General features: G+C 61.4%; 28 protein-coding genes. 3 read left to right on the forward strand and 25 right to left on the reverse strand.

Annotation, left to right across the window (positions count from 1 at the left end; all coding sequences use genetic code 11):
* Positions 1–4: 4 nt before the first annotated feature.
* From Q7V20_RS05180 to Q7V20_RS05275, 19 genes are all read right to left on the reverse strand, one after another.
* Entirely contained in the window at positions 5–3,145 is a 3,141-nt protein-coding gene (locus Q7V20_RS05180) for a tape measure protein (RefSeq protein WP_304787896.1), read from the reverse strand.
* A gap of 35 nt (positions 3,146–3,180) precedes the next feature.
* A complete protein-coding gene (locus Q7V20_RS05185; protein ID WP_304787899.1) occupies positions 3,181–3,417 on the reverse strand; it encodes a hypothetical protein in 237 nt (78 codons plus the stop codon).
* A 1,674-nt stretch (positions 3,418–5,091) separates the two neighbouring features.
* Complete coding sequence (locus tag Q7V20_RS05195; RefSeq protein ID WP_304787904.1) at positions 5,092–6,462, reverse strand: DnaB-like helicase C-terminal domain-containing protein; 1,371 nt, start codon at positions 6,460–6,462, stop codon at positions 5,092–5,094.
* Positions 6,459–7,298: a hypothetical protein gene (locus Q7V20_RS05200; protein WP_304787907.1), complete on the reverse strand. Its 840-nt coding sequence runs from the start codon at positions 7,296–7,298 to the stop codon at positions 6,459–6,461. Before Q7V20_RS05200 ends, Q7V20_RS05195 begins: the two co-directional genes overlap by 4 nt.
* A complete protein-coding gene (locus tag Q7V20_RS05205) occupies positions 7,298–7,501 on the reverse strand; it encodes a hypothetical protein (protein WP_304787909.1) in 204 nt (67 codons plus the stop codon). Before Q7V20_RS05205 ends, Q7V20_RS05200 begins: the two co-directional genes overlap by 1 nt.
* On the reverse strand, positions 7,498–8,070 hold the full coding sequence (locus tag Q7V20_RS05210) for a helix-turn-helix domain-containing protein (RefSeq protein WP_304787912.1): 573 nt from the start codon (positions 8,068–8,070) through the stop codon (positions 7,498–7,500). The genes Q7V20_RS05205 and Q7V20_RS05210 overlap by 4 nt, the downstream gene beginning before the upstream one ends.
* Positions 8,071–8,079: 9 nt before the next feature.
* Positions 8,080–8,319, reverse strand: a complete 240-nt coding sequence (locus tag Q7V20_RS05215) for a hypothetical protein (RefSeq protein ID WP_304787915.1) — start codon at positions 8,317–8,319, stop codon at positions 8,080–8,082.
* Between the two features lie 151 nt (positions 8,320–8,470).
* Entirely contained in the window at positions 8,471–9,406 is a 936-nt protein-coding gene (locus tag Q7V20_RS05220; protein WP_304787917.1) for a hypothetical protein, read from the reverse strand.
* A gap of 103 nt (positions 9,407–9,509) precedes the next feature.
* Positions 9,510–10,064, reverse strand: a complete 555-nt coding sequence (locus Q7V20_RS05225; protein ID WP_304787920.1) for an HNH endonuclease — start codon at positions 10,062–10,064, stop codon at positions 9,510–9,512.
* A complete protein-coding gene (locus tag Q7V20_RS05230) occupies positions 10,061–10,402 on the reverse strand; it encodes a hypothetical protein (protein ID WP_304787922.1) in 342 nt (113 codons plus the stop codon). The genes Q7V20_RS05225 and Q7V20_RS05230 overlap by 4 nt, the downstream gene beginning before the upstream one ends.
* Complete coding sequence (locus Q7V20_RS05235; protein WP_304787924.1) at positions 10,399–10,596, reverse strand: hypothetical protein; 198 nt, start codon at positions 10,594–10,596, stop codon at positions 10,399–10,401. The genes Q7V20_RS05230 and Q7V20_RS05235 overlap by 4 nt, the downstream gene beginning before the upstream one ends.
* Entirely contained in the window at positions 10,593–11,318 is a 726-nt protein-coding gene (locus tag Q7V20_RS05240) for a hypothetical protein (RefSeq protein ID WP_304787925.1), read from the reverse strand. Before Q7V20_RS05240 ends, Q7V20_RS05235 begins: the two co-directional genes overlap by 4 nt.
* A complete protein-coding gene (locus tag Q7V20_RS05245) occupies positions 11,315–11,938 on the reverse strand; it encodes a hypothetical protein (protein WP_304787927.1) in 624 nt (207 codons plus the stop codon). Before Q7V20_RS05245 ends, Q7V20_RS05240 begins: the two co-directional genes overlap by 4 nt.
* Positions 11,935–12,285, reverse strand: a complete 351-nt coding sequence (locus Q7V20_RS05250; protein WP_304787929.1) for a hypothetical protein — start codon at positions 12,283–12,285, stop codon at positions 11,935–11,937. The genes Q7V20_RS05245 and Q7V20_RS05250 overlap by 4 nt, the downstream gene beginning before the upstream one ends.
* Before the next feature lie 104 nt (positions 12,286–12,389).
* Positions 12,390–12,710, reverse strand: coding sequence for a HigA family addiction module antitoxin (locus Q7V20_RS05255; RefSeq protein ID WP_304788000.1), 321 nt, complete (start codon positions 12,708–12,710; stop codon positions 12,390–12,392).
* 13 nt (positions 12,711–12,723) lie between these two features.
* Positions 12,724–13,056: an addiction module antidote protein gene (locus tag Q7V20_RS05260; protein WP_304787931.1), complete on the reverse strand. Its 333-nt coding sequence runs from the start codon at positions 13,054–13,056 to the stop codon at positions 12,724–12,726.
* Positions 13,057–13,084: 28 nt separating this feature from the next.
* The gene (locus Q7V20_RS05265; protein WP_304787933.1) at positions 13,085–13,381 is read right to left on the reverse strand and encodes a BrnA antitoxin family protein; all 297 of its coding nucleotides are present in this window, start codon (positions 13,379–13,381) and stop codon (positions 13,085–13,087) included.
* On the reverse strand, positions 13,365–13,646 hold the full coding sequence (locus Q7V20_RS05270; protein ID WP_304787935.1) for a BrnT family toxin: 282 nt from the start codon (positions 13,644–13,646) through the stop codon (positions 13,365–13,367). The genes Q7V20_RS05265 and Q7V20_RS05270 overlap by 17 nt, the downstream gene beginning before the upstream one ends.
* Before the next feature lie 66 nt (positions 13,647–13,712).
* The gene (locus tag Q7V20_RS05275) at positions 13,713–15,074 is read right to left on the reverse strand and encodes an integrase family protein (protein WP_304787937.1); all 1,362 of its coding nucleotides are present in this window, start codon (positions 15,072–15,074) and stop codon (positions 13,713–13,715) included.
* Between the two features lie 407 nt (positions 15,075–15,481).
* Here Q7V20_RS05275 and Q7V20_RS05280 point away from each other — a divergent pair, with 407 nt between their 5' ends.
* The gene (locus Q7V20_RS05280) at positions 15,482–16,129 is read left to right on the forward strand and encodes a DUF47 domain-containing protein (protein ID WP_304787939.1); all 648 of its coding nucleotides are present in this window, start codon (positions 15,482–15,484) and stop codon (positions 16,127–16,129) included.
* 15 nt (positions 16,130–16,144) lie between these two features.
* A complete protein-coding gene (locus tag Q7V20_RS05285) occupies positions 16,145–17,155 on the forward strand; it encodes an inorganic phosphate transporter (protein ID WP_304787941.1) in 1,011 nt (336 codons plus the stop codon).
* A gap of 12 nt (positions 17,156–17,167) precedes the next feature.
* On the opposite strand, the gene Q7V20_RS05290 is transcribed toward Q7V20_RS05285, so the two are convergent.
* The 3 genes from Q7V20_RS05290 to Q7V20_RS05300 form a co-directional block, all read right to left on the reverse strand.
* Complete coding sequence (locus Q7V20_RS05290; protein ID WP_304787943.1) at positions 17,168–17,608, reverse strand: OsmC family protein; 441 nt, start codon at positions 17,606–17,608, stop codon at positions 17,168–17,170.
* A 93-nt stretch (positions 17,609–17,701) separates the two neighbouring features.
* Positions 17,702–18,406, reverse strand: coding sequence for a 4'-phosphopantetheinyl transferase superfamily protein (locus Q7V20_RS05295; protein WP_304787945.1), 705 nt, complete (start codon positions 18,404–18,406; stop codon positions 17,702–17,704).
* Positions 18,406–19,203 (reverse strand): methyltransferase, TIGR04325 family, encoded by a 798-nt coding sequence (locus tag Q7V20_RS05300; protein ID WP_304787947.1) that lies wholly within the window; start codon positions 19,201–19,203, stop codon positions 18,406–18,408. Before Q7V20_RS05300 ends, Q7V20_RS05295 begins: the two co-directional genes overlap by 1 nt.
* Positions 19,204–19,275: 72 nt before the next feature.
* Between Q7V20_RS05300 and Q7V20_RS05305 the strand changes: the two genes are divergently transcribed.
* Positions 19,276–20,370, forward strand: coding sequence for an SGNH/GDSL hydrolase family protein (locus tag Q7V20_RS05305; RefSeq protein WP_304787949.1), 1,095 nt, complete (start codon positions 19,276–19,278; stop codon positions 20,368–20,370).
* A 15-nt stretch (positions 20,371–20,385) separates the two neighbouring features.
* Here Q7V20_RS05305 and Q7V20_RS05310 read toward each other — a convergent pair whose 3' ends face one another.
* The 3 genes from Q7V20_RS05310 to Q7V20_RS05320 are packed head-to-tail and all read right to left on the reverse strand — an operon-like array spanning position 20,386 to position 22,904.
* Positions 20,386–21,255, reverse strand: coding sequence for a cupin-like domain-containing protein (locus tag Q7V20_RS05310; RefSeq protein ID WP_304787951.1), 870 nt, complete (start codon positions 21,253–21,255; stop codon positions 20,386–20,388).
* An 18-nt stretch (positions 21,256–21,273) separates the two neighbouring features.
* Complete coding sequence (locus Q7V20_RS05315) at positions 21,274–22,107, reverse strand: alpha/beta fold hydrolase (protein WP_304787952.1); 834 nt, start codon at positions 22,105–22,107, stop codon at positions 21,274–21,276.
* On the reverse strand, positions 22,104–22,904 hold the full coding sequence (locus tag Q7V20_RS05320) for a serine aminopeptidase domain-containing protein (RefSeq protein ID WP_304787954.1): 801 nt from the start codon (positions 22,902–22,904) through the stop codon (positions 22,104–22,106). Before Q7V20_RS05320 ends, Q7V20_RS05315 begins: the two co-directional genes overlap by 4 nt.
* Positions 22,905–22,914 lie beyond the last annotated feature (10 nt).

Raw genomic sequence — 22,914 nt, forward strand, 5'->3', positions numbered from 1 at the left:
GTGCTCATGCGACTCGCCCTTGCACGTTGGTTGCCGAGCGCAGCGCGCTGAAGACTGGCCCGCTGTTGGTGGCGATCTGGTTCGTGATGTCGGCCACCACCATGCGCAGCGTGTTGGTCTGCTGGTCATAGGACTGAGACTGCACGGTCTGGGGCGTCCCCATGTTCTGAATGATGATCGTTGGGGCCTGGCCACCCCCGACTTGGTTGGCCGGCGTCACGCTACCCGACTTGGTGGGCATCATGTATTGCTGACCATTGCCAGCCGTAAACATCTCAGGCCGGCCTGTTTCGTTCACGCGGTACATGGTTCCAGCTGAGACCGGGCCGCCGTACTGACGGCCGCCGCCAAACGACTTGGCAAGCGCCATCGTACCCAAGAGTGCAACACCTCCAAGCAAGGCAGCCTCGCCGAGAGTTGCGATAGACATCAGGCCGGCTGCTGGTGCGGCCGCCGTGGCAACGGCAGCAGATGCACCCACCGATGCGGCGGCCATTGTGCCGGTGGCTGTAACTTGGGCGGTAGTTGTTGTCGCAATAGCCGCCGTCTGCGCCGTTGCCATTGCTGCCGATGTGGTCTGCGAGATCAGTGCATTTTTAATGTGCTGCAAACCGACCTGAACGAGGGCGCCAACAGCCTCATTCAGAACAACGCCAGCCAGATTCCGCATGGCGTCTTGCGCGGTCATGGTCCCATCGATCAACCCCATGATCGAGGATGTGGCGCTGCTGGACAGGCTGTTGAGCGAGTCGATCAGGAAGGCGTTGGCATCGCTCTGCGACCTGAACGACTGCTCAGCCAGGGCTCGCCGTTGAAGCTCGTATTCGTTGGTGATCTGCGTGCGCGCGATCTCGCCCTGCGTGGTGGCGTCAACGCCGGCCAGCGCCATCATTTGCTCGTACTGGGTCACCAGCTGCAGCTTGGCCTCGTACTCTTGGCGCAGGGCGTCGACTGGGTTGATGGCCTTGGTGAGCTGGGCTCCGTACTCCATGGCCTTCTGCATGTCGGCGGCGTGCTTCTTTTGATCTTCCAGAGCCTGGGCGTCGGCCTGCTTGCGCTCTTTGTCGATCTCTTCCTGCGTCTTGCGCATCAGTGCCAGGCGGTCGTCCTCGGCTGTTTGGACAATCAGGGTCACCGCTTCGGCGTAGGTCTTCTCGTTGATCTTGCGCTCATCGAGGTTTTTCTTGGCAACGCGCAGCTTTTCGGTTTCCGCCTCGTTGATGACATTGATCTCGGAAGCCTGGGCGCGGCGCAGGTCGGAAAGGTATCCGGCGTCATCGAACTTGTCGGCCTTGGGCTTCGCGGCCTTGCCCTTCTTCTCGGGCATGACCTTTTGGCGAATACGCTGCTCAAGCTCCGGCGTGAAGGCGTCACCCAGCTCGGCCTTGGCCTTCTTGATCTCAGCGGCAACTCGCTCGGCGTCGGTGGCGTATTTCTCCAACCACTTCGACGCCTTGCTGGCTTGCCCTGCAGCCTCCAGCTTCTCCCTTTCGTCATTGACGGCTTGCACGCGGCCGTTGAGGATGCCGTACTCTTTCACCAATGCCTGCACCAGGGCGATGCGCGACACCTCGGGCAGTGGACCGCCCCCATTGATACCTTTGCCAGCCTGAAGATCATTGATCTGCGATTGCAGGGTGGCCATGCGCTTGGATGCATCGCTGTCTTGCTTGGCCAATCCAGGCAGGCCCGCAGCAGCCAGCGCGTTTCGCTCTTTCAGCTTGGCGATCTGCTGGTCTAACTCTTCGATGATCGAGTCGGTGCTTCGCTCGACAGCTTGCGTGGCCGTGGCCTCGCTGTCTTTTGCGGCACTGCCCCACATCATCCAGGCGGTCACACCCAGGCCAAGCAATGTGGTCACCGCCCCGATGGGTCCGCCAAGGAAGCCGATGGCGCGTGAAAGCAAAGCAGAAGCCGACCCTGCCGCAGAAACTGCGGCGGTGTTGGCTGTCTGGGCCGCAGTCTGGGCAATCTGCGCCGCCGCAAGTGATGACGTCACCCGCGCTTGCTGCTGGCCCAGTACCGCCAGTTGCGTGGTGGCCGAACCGATCTGCGTCATGACCAGGCCGCGCGCTTGCATGGCCTGCATCAGTTGAAGCTCTGCAACAACCTGCTCCCGACTGACTGCAATGGCTTGCTTGGTTGCCACCAGCCCGGCAATCTCCGCCGCAGTGCGCTCAACCTCTGCCGCGGTGGCCGCAACAGCAGCGGCCGCCGCTGCCCGCTGGGCTGCCACCGCCTGGATGACAGCCTTTGCGCTCTCTGCTGCCCGCAGACCCAGCTCGATTAGGACTTGGCCCAGCTTGGCGGCCGCAACGCCGTAGGCGGCGGCGGCCAGCAGGTCAAGGTTCGAAGCCAGCGTCGTGATGGCCTGCGAAGTGACCGCGGCCGCACCACTGGCGCTGGCTTGCTCGCCGACGAACAGCATGACCTCGTTGCGTAAATTCTGAAATGCTCCGCCGATCGTCTGGACCGACTTGGCCTCTTGCTCCAGATCCCCCAGCGCTTTCGGTAAGGCGCTGGCAAGCACCTCGCTGGTGAGCTGACCAGCTTCGGCCATTGCGCGGAGCTGGCCAATGGGCACGCCAATGCCGTCGGCCAAAGCCTTCATCAGGCGCGGGGCGGCCTCGCTGACTGAGTTGAACTCCTCCCCGCGCAAGGTGCCGCTGGCAAAGGACTGCGAAAGCTGCAGCATTGCGCTGGAGGACTCTGCCGCCGATGCGCCGCTGACCTTCATGGACAGGCTTACCGCGCGAGTGATGTCACCTACAGTCGCCTGCGAAACGCCAAGCTCCTTCGTGGCGCTCGAAACTCTCGCATAGAGCGTGCCGATTGCAGACAGATCAGTCTGCGCCTCTTGGGCAATGCGCCGCACTGACGCCTGGGCCGCCGCAAGCTGCTCATGGCCGTTTGTGGCGAGCTTGAGCTGAGCATTCAGCTTCGTGTAGGCGTCCGACTGGCCCACCAGGAAAGTGGCGGCGGCATAAGCCTTGACAGCAGAGGTGATCTGGGTGAGCTTCGCTTCGAACGTGTCCAGGCTGCCGGTCGTTTTGTCCAGTTGCGCCTGCACCTGGCGCTGCCCACGGATCATGGTCCCGGTTTCAAGAGAAACCTCGTAGTACAACGACCCTACTTTTTCAGCCATGGATGTTCTCCCCCGTGTCTCTGTGGGTCAGCCGACTAGGTGACTGACCTCGGACCGCGAGGCATGGCCTCGTCGATATTGATGGCGAGGGTGGTGCTTTGAATGTCGCTGCCAATCGTGACCTCAATATCGCTAAAGGCCAGGATCGGAATCTTGAAGACCGTGCCACCTGGCGTGGTGATTGCAACCCAGGCACTGCCGGCGACTCCAAGGTTGATTCGACAGGTATCGCCAATCTGTTGTGCTGGCACCGGGACTTCAAGTCGTTGCATGGAGAGGTTCCTAATTGGTTTCGAATTTGGTGCATGGTCCTGCCTCAATGTGCGCTGGTAGTGACACCTAGGACGCGACGTAGCTCGTCTACGGGCCAGGCCAGGCGGCCATTCACGCGGATGGGTTGCACAGGGCCGTTCCCAGAGCGGCTTGCCCATTCGCGCAAAGTCTTTTGCGCACGGTTGAGGTAATAAGCGGCCTGCGGTGTGCCGACGTTCGGGCTGGTCACAAGTTCCAAAGGCGGGAAGGACTTGGGCTTCCCAGCCGAATGGTCTGAGCTCGATGCTGCGATGGTTGCGTTCATGTTCCGTCCAGGCGGCGCCGGAGGGCTCCGCACATTTCAGGATGCTACGGAGGCGCTTTGTCGCTTGAACGGGATGAGCGCTCACCGCCTCAGTAGGGCGGGCATTTGGTGAGTTCCCGCCGAACAGCGCGGGCCATGCCCGGCCCTTGATGCGAGGGCGATGGATGCTGCCCAGTTCGGCTAAATCTTCGGCTTTATTTTGGGTAGTGATCGGCGCCACCCCAGTGGTCAGTGGATCTGAGCCGGTCTTGGGTTCGGCTTTATTCGGCTCTATTTTTCACCGAACGGACCCGAGTGCCGAAGTGCTCCGATAGGGCCCGCCTTGATCCGTGTGTGCCGCGCTTCGGGCTTTGAGACAAGGCGCCTACTTTTCTTGACGGCCGCTTTCACTCGGAGACGCGAAGTAGCTGGGTAACCCACTGATTTGAATGGAGTTCTGGCCCGAGGGATCGCGCATCGAAACCCCAAACTGTCGGGGTCCTGTCTGGGTAAATGCACCAGGTGCTCGGCTGGGCGGCCATTGGTCAGCACCCTTCGGCAGTCGCACCCTTCCCTGAACCTTACTGCTCGCCGCCGACTAATGGTCTGATGGCAGATCCACGGCGAACGATTTGTGCTTGGCGGTCAAGAGCAATTTGCGCCCCTTTTGGCTCCAACCATCTCAGCCAGCTTCCTGCTGATGGTCTTGGCCTTCTTGGGAGGTCTGGGTACGATCTGGCGGGCCCGGCGTGCCGTCTCCTGCTCCTTCCATGCCTGGGTGTCCGTGTGGTGCAGTCGCTGGCACCTGACCACACCCTGCTCCCGGGTCACCCTGGTGTGAGTCTGCTCCTGAAGGGCCGATGCTGAGTCTTGGGGCGCGCTCGGCCGGCGTGCAGCGCCGACACAAGGAGGTATGGGCAGGAAGGCCAGATCAAACACCGAGCACAGACCCCTTGTGTCCGGAAGGGGCTGGCCAGCGGCGGGCACCACCAGACGGGTCGGCCGCTCCCTGGGCATGTACTCGGACTTCACCTCGATGTCTGGCTCATCCTCCAGGTCGCAATGGGCCAGGCATGAGGCGTCGGGCACAGATGGCGCGGCGAGCGCGGGCGATATGTTCAGCATGTGGCTCCTTTGCTTCACTTGCGGCAGAGGTATCGAAACGCGGTACCGAAACCGTTCGGAAATCGTTGCGAAATTCGGCCGAGATGTGCGCGGAAATGTGCGAAGTTATCGGCGCCGATGCTAGGAAGGAACCCAGCAACGGCGCGGGTTTGCGGGCGATTTGGCCGCGAAGTTTCTGCGCGGAAACTTCGTCGCAAACCGTTCCGAAACTTGACGGCAAAGCGCCGCCCGTACCGGAACGAACAGGCCCAACACGCGGCCAAGTTCAAAGCCCGTTGTCATTGCCATGGCCCCGGCTTCTTGATGGAGGTGGGGTGCTGACGTCCATGTCGCACTCGCCCCACCGCTGGTAGGCGCCTTCGAATCGAAGGGCTATGCGGTCTTTCTTGCCCTGGCGGTTTTTGGCCAAGATGCAGGCAAGCAGTTGGGCGCCGCCCTCCAGTTCGCCTTTGGGATGGAGCAACAGCACCACGTCGGCGTCTTCCTCGATCGCCCCGGACTCCTTCAAGTCGGCCAACGTCGGCTCCCGGTCGGCCTTGGCCACGTCTCGGTTGATCTGGCTGAGCACCATCACGCAGATGTCCAGCTCCTTGGCCAAGGTCTTGAGCCCGCGGCTGATCTCTTCGATCTGATGGTGTCGGCTGGCCTTGCGGTCGGTGGCCGCGCACAGTTGCAGGTAGTCCAGCACCACCAGGTCCAGGCCGCGCTGAGCCTTGGCTATTTGGCACTTCGACCGGATGGCCATCAGCGTCAAGGCTGGTTGATCGTCAATGTCGATCAATAGGGCTGCGGCTGCCTCCGTGACTTCCAGCGAGCGTTGCCAGAAATCGCTGTCGTCGGGGCGGCCCCCAATGGCCGTCAGCGTTTCCAAGGGGATCCTGCCCAGGTTCGCTGCTATGCGGTCAAAAAGGTCGCATCGCGGCATTTCCTGGCTCAGGACCAGCACCCGGTGCTGATCGCCGGCCACATTCAGGCCGATCTGGACGCCCAGCGAAGTCTTGCCAATGCTGGGTCGGGCGGCGACTACAACCACCCGCCCGCGCCGCAGACCTCCGCCAAGGCATCTATCCAGTCGCGGGAGACGCGTTCTCATGCCGGGTGGTGCAGAGCCATTACCCAAGGCCTCCCAGTGCTCTGTGCGGGCCGTGAGCCCCTCGAGCAGGCTGACCGGTGCGCTGCGAGCGTCTTGGCGTTGCAGTGCCATCAGGAGCGACTGAGCCCGGCCCAGAAGCTCGGCAGGTTCGCCAGCCTCCCTGGCGATGGCCTGCACCTGGTCGCCAGCCGACAGCAGGGCGCGCCGCTGGGCCATGTCCACCACGATAGCGGCGTACTGGCGCACATGGGCCGTGCTGTAGACGCTTGCGGCCATCGCATGGAGGTAGGCCATGCCGCCGCAGGCTTCTGCCTGATGGCCCAGTGCGTCGACCACCGTGACGACATCGGCAGGCTTGCCGGCCGTGATCAGCGCCATGGTGGCCGTCCACACATGGCCATGCACGGCGTTGTAGAACTGGTCCGCCTTGAGGTTCACATCGGCAAGGCGGTAGGCGGCGGCGTTGTCCAGCAGCAGGCAGCCCAGCACGGCCTGCTCGGCCTCGGCGGACCATGGCACCGTGGTTGCGTGGTGGCCGCTCATGCTGCCACCTCAGTTTTCTCGATGACTTGCCGCCTGCCTTTGTTCGTCAGCAGATAGTCGAGATCGGCGCGCCAATTCGAATGCTCTGCGCTTTGCCGTGTCCTGCCCATGATGAAGTCGTTATGGGCGGCGCGTTCGAAATACGACTTGATCCATGCCAGGGCCTCCTCAGCCGAGGTGGCGCGGCGAGTGCCATCGGTTTTCTTGCTGCTGAGAACCCAGCCCCAGAAGCCGCGCATGGCCCGCTGGCGATCATTTGCCATCAGCCGTACTGCCGGGAGATCTGGCAATGCTGCGTGATAGATGTCGATGATGGCGTCGTATGGGCAGGGCAGGTCCGCCCTAGCGGACGTATATGTTTTCTCCTGTTCCTGTTCCTGTTCCTGTTCCTGTATAGGCATAGTCTTCGCGAAGACTTCCGGCAAGGCTTCGGTAAAGCCATGCGTTAAGCCTTTGGCAAAGTCTCCCGCCCCAGCAATGACGCGGGTTTTCAGGCCGCACTCGGGCAGCAGGTCGAGTGCACTGAGCCAGGCTTTGACGACGTTGGGAGACTCGGGCGGGTTGTACTTCAGGAAGTTGGGCAGGGCCACCAAACAGGCCTTTGAATCATGCTCTGCCATACCCTTGGACAAGACATCCAGAAAGGCTTTCCGGAAGGCTTCCGGCTGCCATCCAAGCTCTTCGGCCAGCCCGGCCAAGGTTGCACGCATGGCGCCCAGGGCTGTCATGTTGGGGTGGGTCAACAGCATGAAAAACACGAGCTTGCCGTTGTCACCCAGCTCACGGAACTTGGCGTCGTTCCAGATGCGTGGGTCGATCTTTCGATACCTGGCCATCAGGCACCTCCAACGACATAGACGAACTGCGCCACCTGGTCGATGTCACCAATGTCACGGACGACATTCCAACGACTAGCGAAGTAACGCACATTGCCATCGGCCGGATCTGTGCGCCAGAGCTGATAGCCGACCATGGCCGCGGCGGCGCGAAGGGTGGCAAAGCGCTTGACATCGTCTTGCTCGGTAAGCGGAGGGCTCATGCGCCCTCCGCAAGATCAGTGACCAAGTCGGCCGAGGTGGGCTGGCTGGGCTGGCACCGGCCAGAGGATGGGCAAGTAGCACCACGCTGAAGGGTATAGATGCCGATGCAATGCGGTCGACCACACTCAGTGCGCTGCAGCACCCGGTTTGTGACGATGTTGTGCCCTTTATTCCGAAGGCTCATGACGCGGGCGCGGGGGTCGTAGATGTCTAAGTAGCGCGACGCCTCGTAGGTCGTGAGGCTCCAGCGGCTCAAAGCCTCCAGCGTGCGCCTCTCCTGCGTCGCACCGCTGTCACCGGGCATCTCGTCGCGCAAAGCTTTCAGCGCTTGCACCTTCTCGGGCGTCGAGGTGTAGGTGCTCAAGCCGATCTTGGCGCCGCCCTTTGCCTGGGCTATGACATGGGCGCGCGAGTCCAGCGCTTTGCCTTTTGCCGGTCGGCTGCTACCATCCGAGGACTTGCTTTTTCGTTTGATCTTGGGGCCCGACACCGTTGGCGCGGTGGTTCGGGTCTCGCCTTTTTTGGGGATGGCTTTGCCCGCCTTGCTGGGCTTGCGTGAGGATGTCATTGCAGCACCTCACTGAACGCCGAGGAGGCGCTTGATGTCGGCGACTTGCCAGGCCAGGCGGCCATTCACGCGGATGGGACGCAATGGACCCTTTTCCGAGCAGGCCCAGCCGCGCAATGTCTGCTGCTGCCTGTTCAGGTAATAGGCTGTCGCTGCAGTGTCAACTGTGGGGCGGGTGATGAGTTCCAACGGAGGGAACTGTTCAGGATGTGCGCCTTGGCGAACTTCGCTGCTGTGATGCGTTTGCATGTCGAACCATCCTTAAGGCTGCCTGCCTTGTTGTGATGGTTCTGGAGTGTTGGATTAAGGGAGTGAAGGGGAAAAGCGCGGGAATCTGGTGCGTTGACATTTCCTCTGTGCGCGAGAGGCTAGGCGTGTAGAGCGGGAGTCTGAGCGGGAGTCATTGAGGGTGCCAAACTGGTGAAACTTGACCTTCGCGCCTTACTTCTGCATCCGCCTCGGCCGCTTCAATCAAGTCTGCTCGGATAGTTTTTTGTGATGATCTCGGCCGGTTGGCCCCCTTCTCTTGCGCTTCCAGCGCAACGATGCCCTTCACCACCCACTTGTTTCTAATCCGTGTCACAGAACCTCCCAGCCCACGTAAGGCGTCGAGCCTTCGCTGAGGGTCTGGTGGTTCTGCTGCCGGGCTAGATTTTCCGTCTTCAAAATCCGGCTTGCCTTCATCTAAACGGTACGGCACACCAGCGGCTTCAAACCACCGGTTCACATCGTCTACGGTGCAAACCAAACAGGAGGCAGACGGATGCGGCCATTCCGCAAAAACCTCGGGCAATAACGTGTCGGGATGTCGAACTATCAGCCCTTGTTTTTCTGCCGCTACGGTTACTCGCGCAAACAGCGCTTCACGCCCAATTTTCCATGTGGTCTCTGGATCTTTGCCGAGCAAAGCCAGCAATTTGTCCACCAATTGGGCAAGAGTGAACGCCAGTACGGGCGCTCCACCAACAGTCACAATGCACCCTCTCTCATACCTCAAGATTGCATTCGCTGCAGTCATTACTGAATCACCCCAAGATTCCCGCAAGATGACGTCAGAATCTGGCGGCAGGCTCCTCAATTCAGAAGGGACCTTTTGCGGCCAGTCATGAATTTCAAAGCAACGATGACCGCTCACCATGCTGGCCACATTGTTGGCGAACTCGTTGTCCGCGCCATGGTCAATCAAATCAAAGATGCTTGACCGAAAGGCACCTGATTTAACCAAGTCGCTGAACTCCTTTGAGACAACCGGAAGCCCAACCCGGGCATGGTTGCCGTCCTCATCAACCTTGGTCGAACCGACGCCAGGCTGCTCTGACGGTTGGATTCTTGACATGCGCACCCCTCCAGGCGCCCCTCATAAGATCGCCCCAGCAGGCGGGTGAAGGTTTCCCGCTCTTCGGTTCGCGGGCCTAGCTGGGGCAAAACTATTATGCCGACTAAGCGCTGCGATCACCTTTGGCAATGAACTCCAAGGCCGTCAGGTCAGATTTGGACAAGTTGCAGGGCACGCAGGCCGCGACCAAGTTGGGTAACTCATCAGGCCCCATCAATGCCCGCGGCATCTGGTGCTCGATGTGCCACTTGCCATCAAGACTCAGAACCTTGCCGCAATAGAAGCACTTGCCTTCGCTGCGGTCGAAGACCTCACGGCGCCGCTTGGGCACTGCTTTTGGCTTGGCCCCGGCCGTCGACACTGGCGCCAACTGCTCGTCAGCCCAAAGTGGCGTTTGCTCCATCAAGTTGTCGTTGGCTGCCTCGCGCTTGGTCAAGGTCTCAGCAACGCGCAAAAGGCGCCGGGCGCTGGCCAGGGCCGCTTGCTTGTCGTTGGCCACCGCCAACACGGCGCCGGTATGCGGCTGGGTCACCATGAACCGCACACTGTGCAAGCCGCGCTCAATGCAAGGCATGGTTGCCATGACGTACTGACCAGAGCGCCCGAAGACGCCGCCGAAGATGGGGCGGTAGCGGATTGAATGACTGTTGCCGCTCATGATGCGGGCCCCCGCTTCGTCGCCTCAAGACCCGGATTCCACGGCGTTGCCAAGATTGACTCCAACTCGCTCACCAGGGCGTTGGGGGCGCCGCCCCCATGTTGCCGTGTATCGAGTGCAAAGTGGTAGTCGGCCAGCTTGCGCCGAATTTCAGCGAGCAAGCGGCCAGCGTCATCGACCACTGCCGGTGGAGCAGGCGCAGCACTGCTGTCGATGTAGTCAAGCAGGAGTTGGACCGCCTCTTCAACCTGCTGCAGTCGCAATCCGGATATGAGGTGAACCAGACGCGGTTGAAGCCAAGTCCGATTGACGGCCATTTGTGAAGGGCTGCCGCTCATGATGAAACCTCGTGGTCAGGGGCTTGATCCAAGTTTTCAATCAGATCCGCCGCCATGATTAATTGGGTGGCCACCATCTTTGCCAGGTTGGTGGTTAGCGTGGTCGACGTGTGGCTGGTGACCAAGATCACCTTGTCGACCCCACCATCCACCCTCGCGATACCTACCGCAATGCTTGTGTCGAACGGACTCATGGATGAGCCTCCTGCAGCGGCTTGCTGCCCGGGCTATGCTTGCTTGGAGCCGATCCATGCACCTTCGTCTTCTGAGCAAGTACCGGTGCCGCTCCCTCGCGCTCGGTGAGCCAATCACTATGCGCAAACCAGAAGATTTGGGAGGCGTCCGATGCCGTGACGGCGCAGTCTTCGAGCAGGTCCACCAAAAGATCAAGGGATCCGCCAGCCACGTCGCAAGCCCACTTGGCCAGATCGGCCGCAGTCTTGCTGTTCCTGCCTGCATTGACCAACACGGTCGAGGCCATGGCGGCCATGCTGCGAGCTCGGCAAAGACCCACGTGAAAGTCGGTGGTGGCTTCGTCCGTGTCCATCTCGACGATCAGGACGCACTCCGTGATGGCCATCAGGATGGAGTCGCAGATGTTCGAAAGACCGCACTGTACGTCGCCGTCATGCTTGACGAAATGTGAAACCAAATCATCGCCTGGCTGGAGCAGCAACTGCAGCATCCTCGTCAGGTTCGAGGCCTGCGTGCACCGTTCGTAAACGTGGTCAAACATCTTGGAGCGCCAGAAGTGCGGTCCCATCCGCTGCTCACTAGGGCCTCGGGCTGCCATCAACTCAACCCCCTTGGATGTGAGCCCAAGCATTCCTTGGAAAAGCTCGGCGGCTTGCTGCTCAGCCGTTCCAACGGTAGGCCGCTCGACATAGGCCAGGTTAGCCAGCTCTCTGATGTTCATGCTGGCACCCCATGGCACAAGTGAAGTGTCCGGCCATAAGCAGCTCGGCTGTGCGCCTTGGCCTCCTCCATTTGACCGTCTGCAAGCGCGTAAACCAAATTGTTCAAGGTATCAATGCGCTGAGCCATGCCGCGGTCAAGCCAGTTCTGCGCTTCATCGGCCCGCTCTGCCAGCATGGTGGCAATCTCTCCGATTTCGGCGGACGCCTCGGCCATAAAGGTAATCACTGGTTGAGGCAACTCACCAAGAGGAGGGTCTGATTGCTCTCTGTTGACAGGTGCCAGCGCACGCTCCATCAGCACCTCGACGGCGCCATGCAGATCGGTGCCATCGTCGGCCACTTGTTCTTGAAGGCAGCGGATGTTTTCAAGCAAGGCTGGGTAGTCAACAGCGCCCACGCCTTCGAGCGCAAGCTTGATGGCAGACATGATCAGGTCATGCAGCCGCGCCCGGTCGCGGGCCTGTTTCAGGATGAGCGGCGAGACCTTGAGGACCAGCGCCGGGGTGGCCAGGGATGCAGCCTCACGGCGGGCATTGACGAACAGTCCAGAGTTGAGGTGGTCAGATGTAGCCAGGGAAAGGGAAGGGGCGGCAGTTTGGCCGATTGGGTGGATGTTCATCGCACGGCTCCATCAAGTTGCTCGACCAAGCATTGGACTTCTGCTGCCACGTCAGATGCAAGCCACAAAATGTTGTCGCGATGGCCTTTGCCGATCGTTTCCATCCATTCCGCGCCAACACCATAGCTGCAGGTAAGCAGCGAAGTCAGTTGGGCCAGCTTGGTATGAAGTTGCTCGTGGATGTCTCTGTGCCCGACCGCGTCACCCGGAGGACTCTGCGGCAGTGAAAGAGGTTGGTCAGGAGCGCCCTGGTCCGGAGTGTGAGAAAAAGGCGCGCCGTGCCCCATGGTTGTCTGGGCAAGGGCGAGAGGTGCGGCGGAGCCGCTACTATCTACGGTAGCTGTCATATCGATCTCCATTTGATCGGTTGATGGTCAGGGCCCGTTTGGTGTTCCACCACCTTGCGGGCCCGCTATTGCCTCAGGAACTGCTGAGGCGCCAGGCCTGGGCCTCAGGCGGCGGTTTGCATCTTCGGCGCCTTCTGCACGTTCAATGGGGTGTCTTTGAGGCGTTGCTCGGCTTGCCACATGTCGTACTCGCCTTGCATCCGCAGCCAGTGGCGAGCATCGCCGCCACGATCCTTGCCCAGCCATGCCTCGATGCGCAGGGCCATTTCCGGCGAGATGGCGGCGCGGCCATTCAGCACGCGGGAAAGCGCCACGCGAGACACGCCAAGCTGCTCGGCTGCCTGGGTCACGTTCAGGCCAAGGGCTGGCAGCACGTCGTCGCGCAGCGTCAGGCCAGGGTGAGGGGGGTTGAACATGTGGCGCATGGCGTTCATCTGCTCAGGTGTGCGCAGGACCTTGCCGAGACACAGCCAGGTGCAGGCCCGCCGCACCAAGGACGGCCAGCAGGGTCTTGATGGTGGGATTGCCGCGAGGCGACAGGGCGCGGTAAAGGCTTTCGCGTGGGATGCCTGCGCGCTCGGCCACGGCGGCCATGCCTTGGGCCTCTGCGATGTGGCGCAGCGCTGCCTGCAGCGCGGCCTGGCCACCTGGCTTGCCTGCCTCGTCCAGCGCAGCAGAAAGGTAGTCATCAGCAAATGTGGGGTCTGCCTTGAGCATCTCCACCACCGCGTCATCGTGTGGGCGGCTTGCGGGTGTCTTGGTGGTTTTCATCTGGATGGCCTTGGCTGTTCGGGCTATTTCAGGCGTGACTCTTTACCCAGCTTCTGAGCACTTCATTGATGCGCGTTTGCCAGCCTGGGCCTGTGGCCTTGAAGGTGTCCAGTACCTCGGCATCAACACGCATGGTGATCTGTACCTTGGTCCCGCTGCCCAGTGGTCGGCCACGACGGGCCAACGGCTTGACCTGTTCCCATTCGGCGTCGGTGAAGGGGGAGGCGTCAGGGTCCGCATTGGCTGCAGAGGTGATGGCCGCATCTTCTGCGGGTGTCGGCAGTTGCAGCACTCGGCCGCTTTTGGTTTTAACTGTTTTCTGCATAGCGTTTCACCTCTCGGGTGTTTGCCTTGCGCAGGCTGATGATTCGGCGCTCGGTTGGATGCTCGGGTGGTCGGTCAACGAAAATCACGCAATAAAGTCGATCTTCCAGCGGAGCCAGCCCCACCATACGGGCCTCGCCGTAGTCCTTGCGGGCATCTGGCCACATCAACATGTCGCCCCATTCCAGCTCTTTGGCAAGGGACAGCGGCACACCATGCTTGGCGAGGTTGCTGGCGTCTTTTGACGGGTCTAGCGTTACCTTCATTGAGATTAAATGTAGTTGCGTTTATTGGTGTTGGTCAAGCAATTTTTGTAGTTGCGTTATTTGGGGCTATCCCGCCACCAACTGCAGCTTGCCGGGCTCGGCCTTGGCATCGAACTGCACCCCGGCCAGCGCCAGCACGTGCGCTTCGATTTGAGCCAGGAAGGGGCGCAGGGCGTCCACGCTGCGGGGGCGGTAGCCCTCGGCGGTGGCACTTGGCTTGTGGCCCATGACCTGGGCGATGGCGCCAGCCGGTGCCCCGGCCGCCTCGCCCAGTAGGGAGAACGAGCGGCGCAGGCCGTGGATGGTCAGGCCCTCGATGCCCGCGCTTTGCAGGGCCTTGCCGTGGCTGTTGCGTGTGTCGGCAATGCGGCCGGTCTTGCTGACGCTGGCGAAAACGAAGTGGCTGCGGGTGCCGTCCGCCAGCTTGACATGGGGCAGGGTGGCCAGCAGTTGGGCCAGGTAGGGCGTCAGCGGGATGGTGCGGGTTGCGTCCACCTTGTCGGCAATGGTCAGCTTGCGCCAGCGAAAGTCCACGTCTGCCCATTTCAGGGCGGCCATCTCTTCGCGGCGGGCGCCGGTCAGCAGTAGGGCGCGCAGGTAGACGCTGGCAGTGCGGTTGCCGAGCTGTTCCACGCCTGACCACCACCCGGCCACCTGGGCGGCTTCCAGTGCGTCGGTGCGTCGCTTCATGCTGGGCAGCGATTCGAGAAGGGCGGGCGCCTTGCCTGCGTCGGCATCCACCAGGCCCCGGTGCTCGGGCTTGCTGGCGCACCAGCGCAGGAAGCCCCGGAACATCATTAAGGCGCGGGCGGCCTGGTGTTTACTGGTCCTGGCCTCCTTGTCGTGCCAGGCCTTGAGGGTGTCCTCGTTGATGGACACCAGCGGGAGCGCCAGCAGGGGGGACAGGGGGCCGGGCCGGGTGAGGCCAGCCCCTCGCTTCTTCTTCTCGCCGCCCGCGCTGGCCATGTTTTGCAGGTCGACCAAGTAGCGAGGCTTCCACTCGTCGCGGCGCTTGGGCTTGCCCTCGGCCAGGTAGGTGGGCCACAGGTCGCCCACGGTCATGGCCTGGGCTGCGGTCTTGGCCAGCTTCGTGGCCTTGTCGGCTTCCTTGGCCTTTTCCACGTCGCGGGGGTCTTCGCCCTTGTTCACCAGGGCGGCCAGCCTCAAAGCTTCGCCTTGCGCGTCTCGGATGCTGACCACCCCGACCGGGCCGATGGTCCATGAGATGGCCTGGCCCCGCAGCTTGGCTTCGTAGACAAAAGACTTCGCCCCGTTGGCCGTCACTCGCACGCGAAGCCCAGCCACCTCTTTGTCTCGCAAGAACGCTTTGCGAAGCCCGGCAGGGCAAGTCAATCGCTCGATGAGGCCCGCGCTCAGTTCGTGCGTGACGCTCAGGTCAATCGAGGCATCTTTCTTCGGCCGCGCCATTTCGTCTCCTGGTCGATGAGTTCGCCATACCTGCGCCATACCTGCGCTGTACCGCCCAGAGTGGGCTATTTTGGCGAATTGCAATCAACGCCCAACAAGCCGTGAGAGGGTCATTTAGCTTGCAAGCTGTTGATTTTCATATGCTACATCAACACAGGTGAATAATCCAGAATATCGGTATCCTCTCATTCGTAATGAGAAGGTCGGGTGTTCGATTCATCTCTCCGGCACCAATCTAAACAGTCAGAAAAGCCCAGTTCGCAAGACTGGGCTTTTTTGTTTCCGACGCTCAAATGGCGGGTATCACGGGAACTGCGGTGGTCCAAGAAACCTGATCTGTGGGTGTGGCAGCTAAAATCCCCACTCTGCACAGTGACTGTCATCACCATGACACGCGAGACCACCCCATGATTTTTGGAAAACTTCTGCCCCGAGAGGGCAATTTTTTCGAGCTGTTCAACCAGCACGCCAACCACACGGTCGCAGCGGCCCACGCCTTCGCGAACCTGGTCAAGCACTACAACGACCCACTTTTGCGCGAAAAGTACACCCAGGAGGTGGACGCCGCTGAAAACTCGGCCGATGACGTCACCCGCGAAGTCAACAAACTGCTGCACAAGACCTTCATCACCCCGATCGATCGTGAGCAGATCCACTCCCTGATCAACACCATGGACGACGTGGCCGACCTGATCCACGGGGCGGCCGAAACCATGTCGCTGTACGACGTGCGCGTGATGACCGACGAGATCATTCGCCTGACCGAGTTGGGCGTCAAATGCTGCGAACGCCTGCGCTCGGCGGTGGCGCTGCTGCCCGACATCGGCAATGCCAAAACGGCCGAGGCCGCGCTCAAGACCTGCGAAGAGATCGACCAGCTCGAGTCCGACGCCGACCGCGTGCTGCGCGCCGCCATGAGCAAGCTGTTTCGCGAAGAGTCCGATGTGCGCGAGCTGATCAAGCTCAAGGCCATCTACGAGATGTTGGAAACCGTGACCGACAAGTGCGAAGACGTCGCCAACCTGATCGAGGGCGTGATCCTCGAGAACTCCTGATCAGGGCGGCTGACCATGGTTTCCATGCAGGCGGCCCTGTGGGTCGTTGTTCTTCTGGTGGTGCTCGCGCTGCTGTTCGATTTCATGAACGGCTTTCACGACGCGGCCAACTCGATCGCGACGGTGGTGTCCACCGGCGTGCTGCGCCCTGCCCAGGCGGTGCTGTTCGCGGCCTTCTTCAACGTCGTCGCCATTTTCGTGTTCCACCTCAGCGTGGCCACCACAGTGGGCAAGGGCATTGCCGACCCGGGGGTGGTGGATGTGCACGTGGTGTTTGGCGCCTTGATCGGGGCCATCACCTGGAACGTGATCACCTGGTTGTATGGCATCCCCAGCAGCTCATCGCATGCGCTGATCGGTGGGATCGTGGGGGCCGTGATGGCCAAGGCCGGGGCTGGCGCATTGGTGTCCAGCGGCATCATCCGCACCGTGACTTTCATCTTCGTGTCGCCGTTCTTGGGCTATGTCTTCGGCTCGCTGATGATGGTGCTGGTGGCCTGGGTGTGTCGGCGCATGGCGCCCAACCGCATTGATGGCTGGTTCCGCCGTTTGCAGCTGGTGTCGGCCGGGGCCTACAGCCTGGGGCATGGCGGCAATGACGCGCAGAAAACCATCGGCATCATCTGGATGCTGTTGATCTCGACCGGATATGCGTCGGTGAACGACAAGGTGCCGCCCAGCTGGGTGATCATTTCCTGCTACCTGGCCATTGGCGCGGGCACCATGTTCGGTGGCTGGCGGATCGTGAAGACCATGGGCCAGAAGATCACCAAGCTGAAACCGGTGGGCGGCTTCTGCGCTGAAACCGGCGGCGCGATGACGCTGTTCATTGCCACCGCCTTGGGCGTGCCGGTGTCCACCACGCACACCATCACGGGTGCGATCGTGGGGGTGGGGTCGGTCCAGCGTGCCAGTGCAGTGCGGTGGGGCGTGGCGGGCAACATCATCTGGGCCTGGATCCTCACCATCCCGGCCGCCGCCTTCGTGGCGGCCGTGGCTTATTGGCTGAGCCTGCAGCTGTTCTGACGTCGGCGCTGGTCAGTGGGCCAGGGTCGCTTTCAAGGTGATCTCGGGCACGCTGGCCAAGGCCTTGGACAAGGGGCAGTTGTCCTTGGCCGCCTGAGCGATCTTCTGAAAGGCTTCTTCATCCAACCCTGGCACCACGGCGGTCAACTGCAAGGCAATGCGGTCGATCAGGAAGCCGTCAGGCAGGGCTTTCAGGTGAACATTGGCTTGGGTGTCGATCTTGGCCGTGGCAAAGCCAGCCTTGTCGCACGCGAATGAAAACGCCATGGTGAAGCAGGCGGCGTGCGCGGCGCCCAGCAGTTCTTCGGGGTTGGTGCCGCTGCGGTCGTCTCCGAATCGGCTGGCAAATCCGTAGGGATACTCGGTCAAAGCCTGGGTCTGCGGTGTGCTGATCTTGCCCAGGCCTTCCTTGCCCCGGCCTTCCCAATGAACGTTGGCGGTCTTGTCGGTCATGGCGTCTCTCCTGTGAATGGTGGGTGAATGAAGCCGGGTCAGTCTATCCATTTCGCTCGGGGCGCGCTTGGCAGCCCAGGCGCTGGGCGCCGTTCACAGGAGTCCGGGGCTGCGCGCCTCGACCAATTTGGCCACGGCCGCCACCAGCTCCTTGTTCGGCAGGTCAAGGAGGCTGCGCACCTGCATGGCGCAGGCCCGGTCGTCGACCTGGATGGTGGTGTGGCGTGGCCGTGCGTCCAGCCCCGCCTCGAAGGTGTGGGGCTCGATGGTCAGGCCACTGCCAAGGGCTTTCAGGCAGGCTTCCTTGCGCGTCCAGCAGCCGAAAAAGGCCGCCAGTTGCTGCTCGGCCGGGGTGCGCGAGAAGGCGGCTTGTTCCGCAAGGCTGAAGTGGCTTTGTGCCAGGGCGGCCACATCGCTCATGGGCTGGATGACTTCAATGTCCACGCCGATCGGGTGGCTGGCACAGGTGCCGATCAGGGCCCAACCAGCGCTGTGGCTCAGGTTGAAGTGGGGGCCGTCAAGCTGGGCCAGCCGTGGTTTGCCCTCGCTGCCTGTGGTGAATTGCAGGGATGCTGGACTTTGGCCCGTGACCTTGCCGAGGATCTGGCGCAAGGCCACATGGCTGGCCCGGTAGCGGCGCGCGTGAATGTCAAAGCGAAATCGGGCGGCACGCTCTGCTTCCTCCTCGCTGAGCACCGCATCGCTCCAGGCTTCAGGCGTGTGGTCCAGATCGACGAGCCACAGCTCGATGCCCAGGCCGTCGGGTGAGGGCAGGGAAGCGATGCGGGAATCGATCATCAGTCCTTCAGCCGGAAGTACAGGCCGCTGTAGTTGTCGAAGCAATCCGCAGCGAAGCCCAGCGACATGAAGGTTCGTTCAGGCACATCCCAGGCGTCGATTTTTTCATAGCCGTGGCCCTCGATGGCCGAGATGAAGGCCTGCCGGTTGAAGACATGGTGCGGCACGTAAGAGCCAAAGCCGATGTTCTGGGTGGAGACAAAGGCGGAGGCCTCCGTCAGGGGCAGTTTGTTGAGCAAAATATGCCTGGGCTTGCGATCGGCCCGGGCCAGCAGGGCGGGCAAGTTTTCTGTTTCCATGAACTCCATCGCGCCTGCGGCGATCCAGATGTCGCTGCTCAGCCAGTTGGCGGGCCATTCATCCGAAAAATGCAGACCATGCGCCTCGCGTGCTGCGGCGAGATCGCGGCCTTCCTGGATGAAGGCGGGCAGTTCGTGGACGCGCCATTCAAGCCCTGGCGGGTAAGTGAGGTAGTGCTGGTAGGCATAGAACTGGTTGCCGATGGAGCCACCGATGTCCAGGATCGTGGTGCTGCCGTCTTCGAATGCCTGGCGCAGCCAGAACAGAACCGGGTAGTCGAAAGGCCAGATTCGGTGCGAGCGCTGATGAACGTACTCATCGGTGAACTGATCGTGGCTGAATTCCGGTGACGGTGGCAACCACGAGCGTGCTTGCGCGAAGGTGCTGAAATGGCCGCTGTGGTACCCAGTGCCGCGTTGGGTGAAATATTTGCGGATGGCGCGCTTGCGCAGCAAGCTTCGGATCAGTGGCAGTCGTTTGAGGGTGGCGAGTGGCATGGTTGATCAGGCGTGGTACCGCAGGTTCATGGTTGACGAGTAAGGTACATTCCCAGCGCACAAAGGGATGGTATGAATAGATTGATCCTGTTGGCACTGTTGTTGGTTGGACTGGGTGCCAGCGCTTTGCTGCTGTCGCCTGGTGAGCGTTGGCAGCGTGGTCTGAATGAAGGCGGAAAGCCCAACGCCGTGGGCTTTGGCGTCTTGGGCGACTCCGACAGCCATGCCTACCACGACGACCTGAATTTCGGGGCTAACAAGGCGGCCAGAGGCGGGGCCTTGAGGCAGCGCACCTGGCAGTGGACCGAGATCCTGGCGCACCTGAGATCCGACCAACTGGATCCTGGGCCCTGGGGCACTTGGGGCACGCGGTTTCGGCGTTTGTCCATCTTGCGCGACTCGCTCGGACTGGATGGGCGATTCCCGGTGAAGCAGGACTATCTGTACAACCAGGCCTATTCGGGCGCGGTCTGTGACAACCTCAACGCGACGCAAACTGACCAGGCCGGTCGTTTGCTGACCGCCATGCACAGGCAGCCGGGGCGCTGGAAGGACGGCGTCGTTGTGATCCGCATCGGTACCAACGATTTTGGAACACAGGAAAGCCTGGAAGCCTTGTCGCGCAACTCGGCCGCCCCGCAGCCGGTGGCGTTGATGGAGGCTTGCGTTCGGGAGATCCGCACCTCGGTAGAGCGTTTGCGCGGGGCGTATCCAACACTGCGCATCGTCCTGGTCGGGATTTTCAACAATGCCGATTGGGCGCGGTTCCATGCGCACTGGCAATCGCCTCAAGCGATGGCCAACATCCATGAAGGCCTGGCGCGTTTCAACCATGGCTTGCAAATGATCGCGCAGGGTGATGACCGCATCGCTTTCTTTGATGACCAGGCGTGGTTTTCGGCCTTGTGGGGCACCCGCCTGGCTTCGGGAAAACCGGTCTATAAAACGGTGCGTTTCGGGGCGCATTTTGATGTCACGAACACCGGTGGCGACGAGCCCGGGCACGCCACCCTGGCCGATGGCCATGCTGGAACGGTCTGGAACGCCTTGTGGGCGCAATCCTTGGTGTCGCTGCTCAACGGCCATTTCGGGCTTGCTGTGCCCCCCCTTCAAACCGATGAAATGCTCAACTTCATCGATCCGGATGGGCAATTGGGCATTCGCTGACATGATCAGGGCAAGTCAAGCTTCGAAGCCACGCCATTGTCGGTAGCTTTGCCACATCCTTGATTTCAGGGCATCTCGCCAGTCTGACTGGCCAATGCTCTTGGGCGTGAGGTTCACCTTGTTCAACTGTTTGCGCAGGATGTGGTTGAACGAGATCGCATTCCGCCAGCGAACACTCTCCTCGGTGTTGAAGATGATGGACATGGAAATGGACACATCTTCCGGGCCATTGCACACATGGTGGCCGGCGATGAAGGGGATGTGCAGGGCTTCACCCGGGCTGAACTCGAAGGCGGTGGAGAACTCGTCGAGCTTGCTTGACCAAGGCAGTTTGGTTTTTTCGCGAACCACGTAGGCCTCGCGGTCCGGTTGTGACACGATGCGATCGTCCCACGGGGTGCCCACGGTCACTGTCTTGCTGCCCCGAAACTGCATCAGGAACGTGGAGTACCGGTCGATGTGGAACGGGGTGATGCTGTTGGGTGAAGCAATGAACAGATAGAGCTGCGCCTGCAAGGGCATGCTCCCCACGCCGCGAGTTTTCATCAACGAGGCGACCTCGCCGCACAGTGCCTTGTACAGGTCGGCAAACGAGGGGTCGACCTCGGGCGATCGGACCATGATGTAAGAGTCCGAGGTGCGGATGGAGTCGATGGTTTCTTCGAGGGTGCGGTCTCTGGGCTTTTTCCTGAACGTGGATTCGAAGTCATCGGACACATCCAGCAAGCCTTTTGAATACATCACCTGTTGCTGGGGCAAGGTGGGCAGCACGCGCGCCAGGTTTTCCAACGAAAGCGCGGGATGCTCCAGCAATCGGTGGTGGAACTTGAACGGCGCCCTGTCCAGCAGATCGCTGCGGATGTCTTCGGCAAAGCAGTTGGGCATGATGGTCTGTGGATGAGGTCAATCGAATTGAGTGGCGAAGCGGCTCACGGACGCCATGAGGTGACGCTGCGCATTCAGCGTTGATGCGGTGTGGTCAACGTCGGGAAGCAGCTCGGTCGGGACGCGTGCCACGGCGCCATGGGCCTTGAATGCATCGCGCCACTGATTCAGGTAGTTGTGAGTCCAGAACGCGCCGTTCGAGTAGACGATCTGAAGTCGGACCCGCTTGTCGAGCAGCGATTGGATGTCTGCCGCGAACTCGTCCTTCGATGGTTTCCCGTAAGGGTTGTCGTTCATGGGTTTTGGGGCGGGTTTGGCTCCCGAACTGGCGCCTGGCATCCTCAGTATCCGTTTGCTCCAGCGGTGCAGCGTGGCAATGGGTTGCTGCTGGAGTTGCCGCATCGAGCGGACCCAGTAGGTGCGCGGCGTCGGGTAGGCGTGCGTGTCCATCAACCACAGGGCGGACAGGCGCTCGTCCTTGAGCGCCGTGGCCACGCCATGGTGCGCCCCGGAACAGATGCCGGCCAGGGCAAAGCTTTTGACGGGCGTGATCCTTTGCAGGTGATCCATGGCCGCCTGAAGGTCGGTGATGGCTTGCTGCTCGAACGATTGGGGGCGTTCGGGGGTGAGGCTGTCGCCTTGCCCAGACAGGTCGATGCGCAGCACGGTGAAGCCTTGCTGGGCCAGGTGCCGAGCCAGCTTGACGTTGATCCGGTGCGGGCCCATGCGGTGGATCACGCCCGCATTGAGCAACAGGATCGCCGTGGATTTGGCCGGGCATGACTCTGGGGGAAGGGTCAAGGTGCCGGTCAGGCGGTCGCCCTGGCCAAAATTGAGGATGTTTTCGGTCATGCCAGGTCCCCGGTCGACGCCGCCACAAGTTGGCGCAAAAGATCGGGTGGTACCAGCGCCGATCCACCGGCTTCTTCGGTATGCCATGCGACGCTGGTGCTGGTGGGGATGTGCTGCCAGCGCGTGCCCATGGCCTCGCATTTCACAGACAGTGGGCCAGTGCTGCTGGTGTCTTCAGCGCGAGCCAGGTGGATGCATGCTTCCTTGCACTGGGGGTTCAGCTTGGTGATCGAGAGATCATTCATTTGCTTCAACCAGGCCTCACTCACGCCGAAGCCGATGACTTCGTCCCGCACCAGCGCGGAGGGCCGCTGGGCATGGACGACGGCCACGAAGGTCTCCCTGGCATGGGCCTCGCCGAGTTCCTTCAGGTAGGCCTGGCCGTCCAGGATGGGTTCCCAGAGGATCAGCCGATCGACTGGCTGATCGCAGAGCTCGGAGGCCATGATGGCCAGTGTGGCGCCCAGTCGGGTTCCCAGCCAGGTGGTGCGTTGAGCGCGGGTGCGCAGCGTCAATTCGGCGTGGGCCATCAGGATGTCGTCGCGCCACTGGGTCAGCGTGCCATCCTGGTCCGCACCCGCCGATTCACCCGTGCCAAAGTAGTCAAAGCGCATGACATGCACACCTTGGCGGCTCAGGTGCTCGGCCAGCAGGCGGTGCAGGCGATGCGTGCGCACGGCTTCTTGCCCGAAAGGTGGGCACAGAAGCACCTGCGATGAAGGCCGCTGCGAATGGGCAGGTGGGTGGTAGACGCCATAGAGGCGGTGATCCGGTGGACCGAAGAAAAATGGGTTCATGTGGCGGTGC

Origin of the sequence: Aquabacterium sp. (assembly GCF_030652515.1) — a bacterium.
Lineage (GTDB): Bacteria > Pseudomonadota > Gammaproteobacteria > Burkholderiales > Burkholderiaceae_C > Aquabacterium.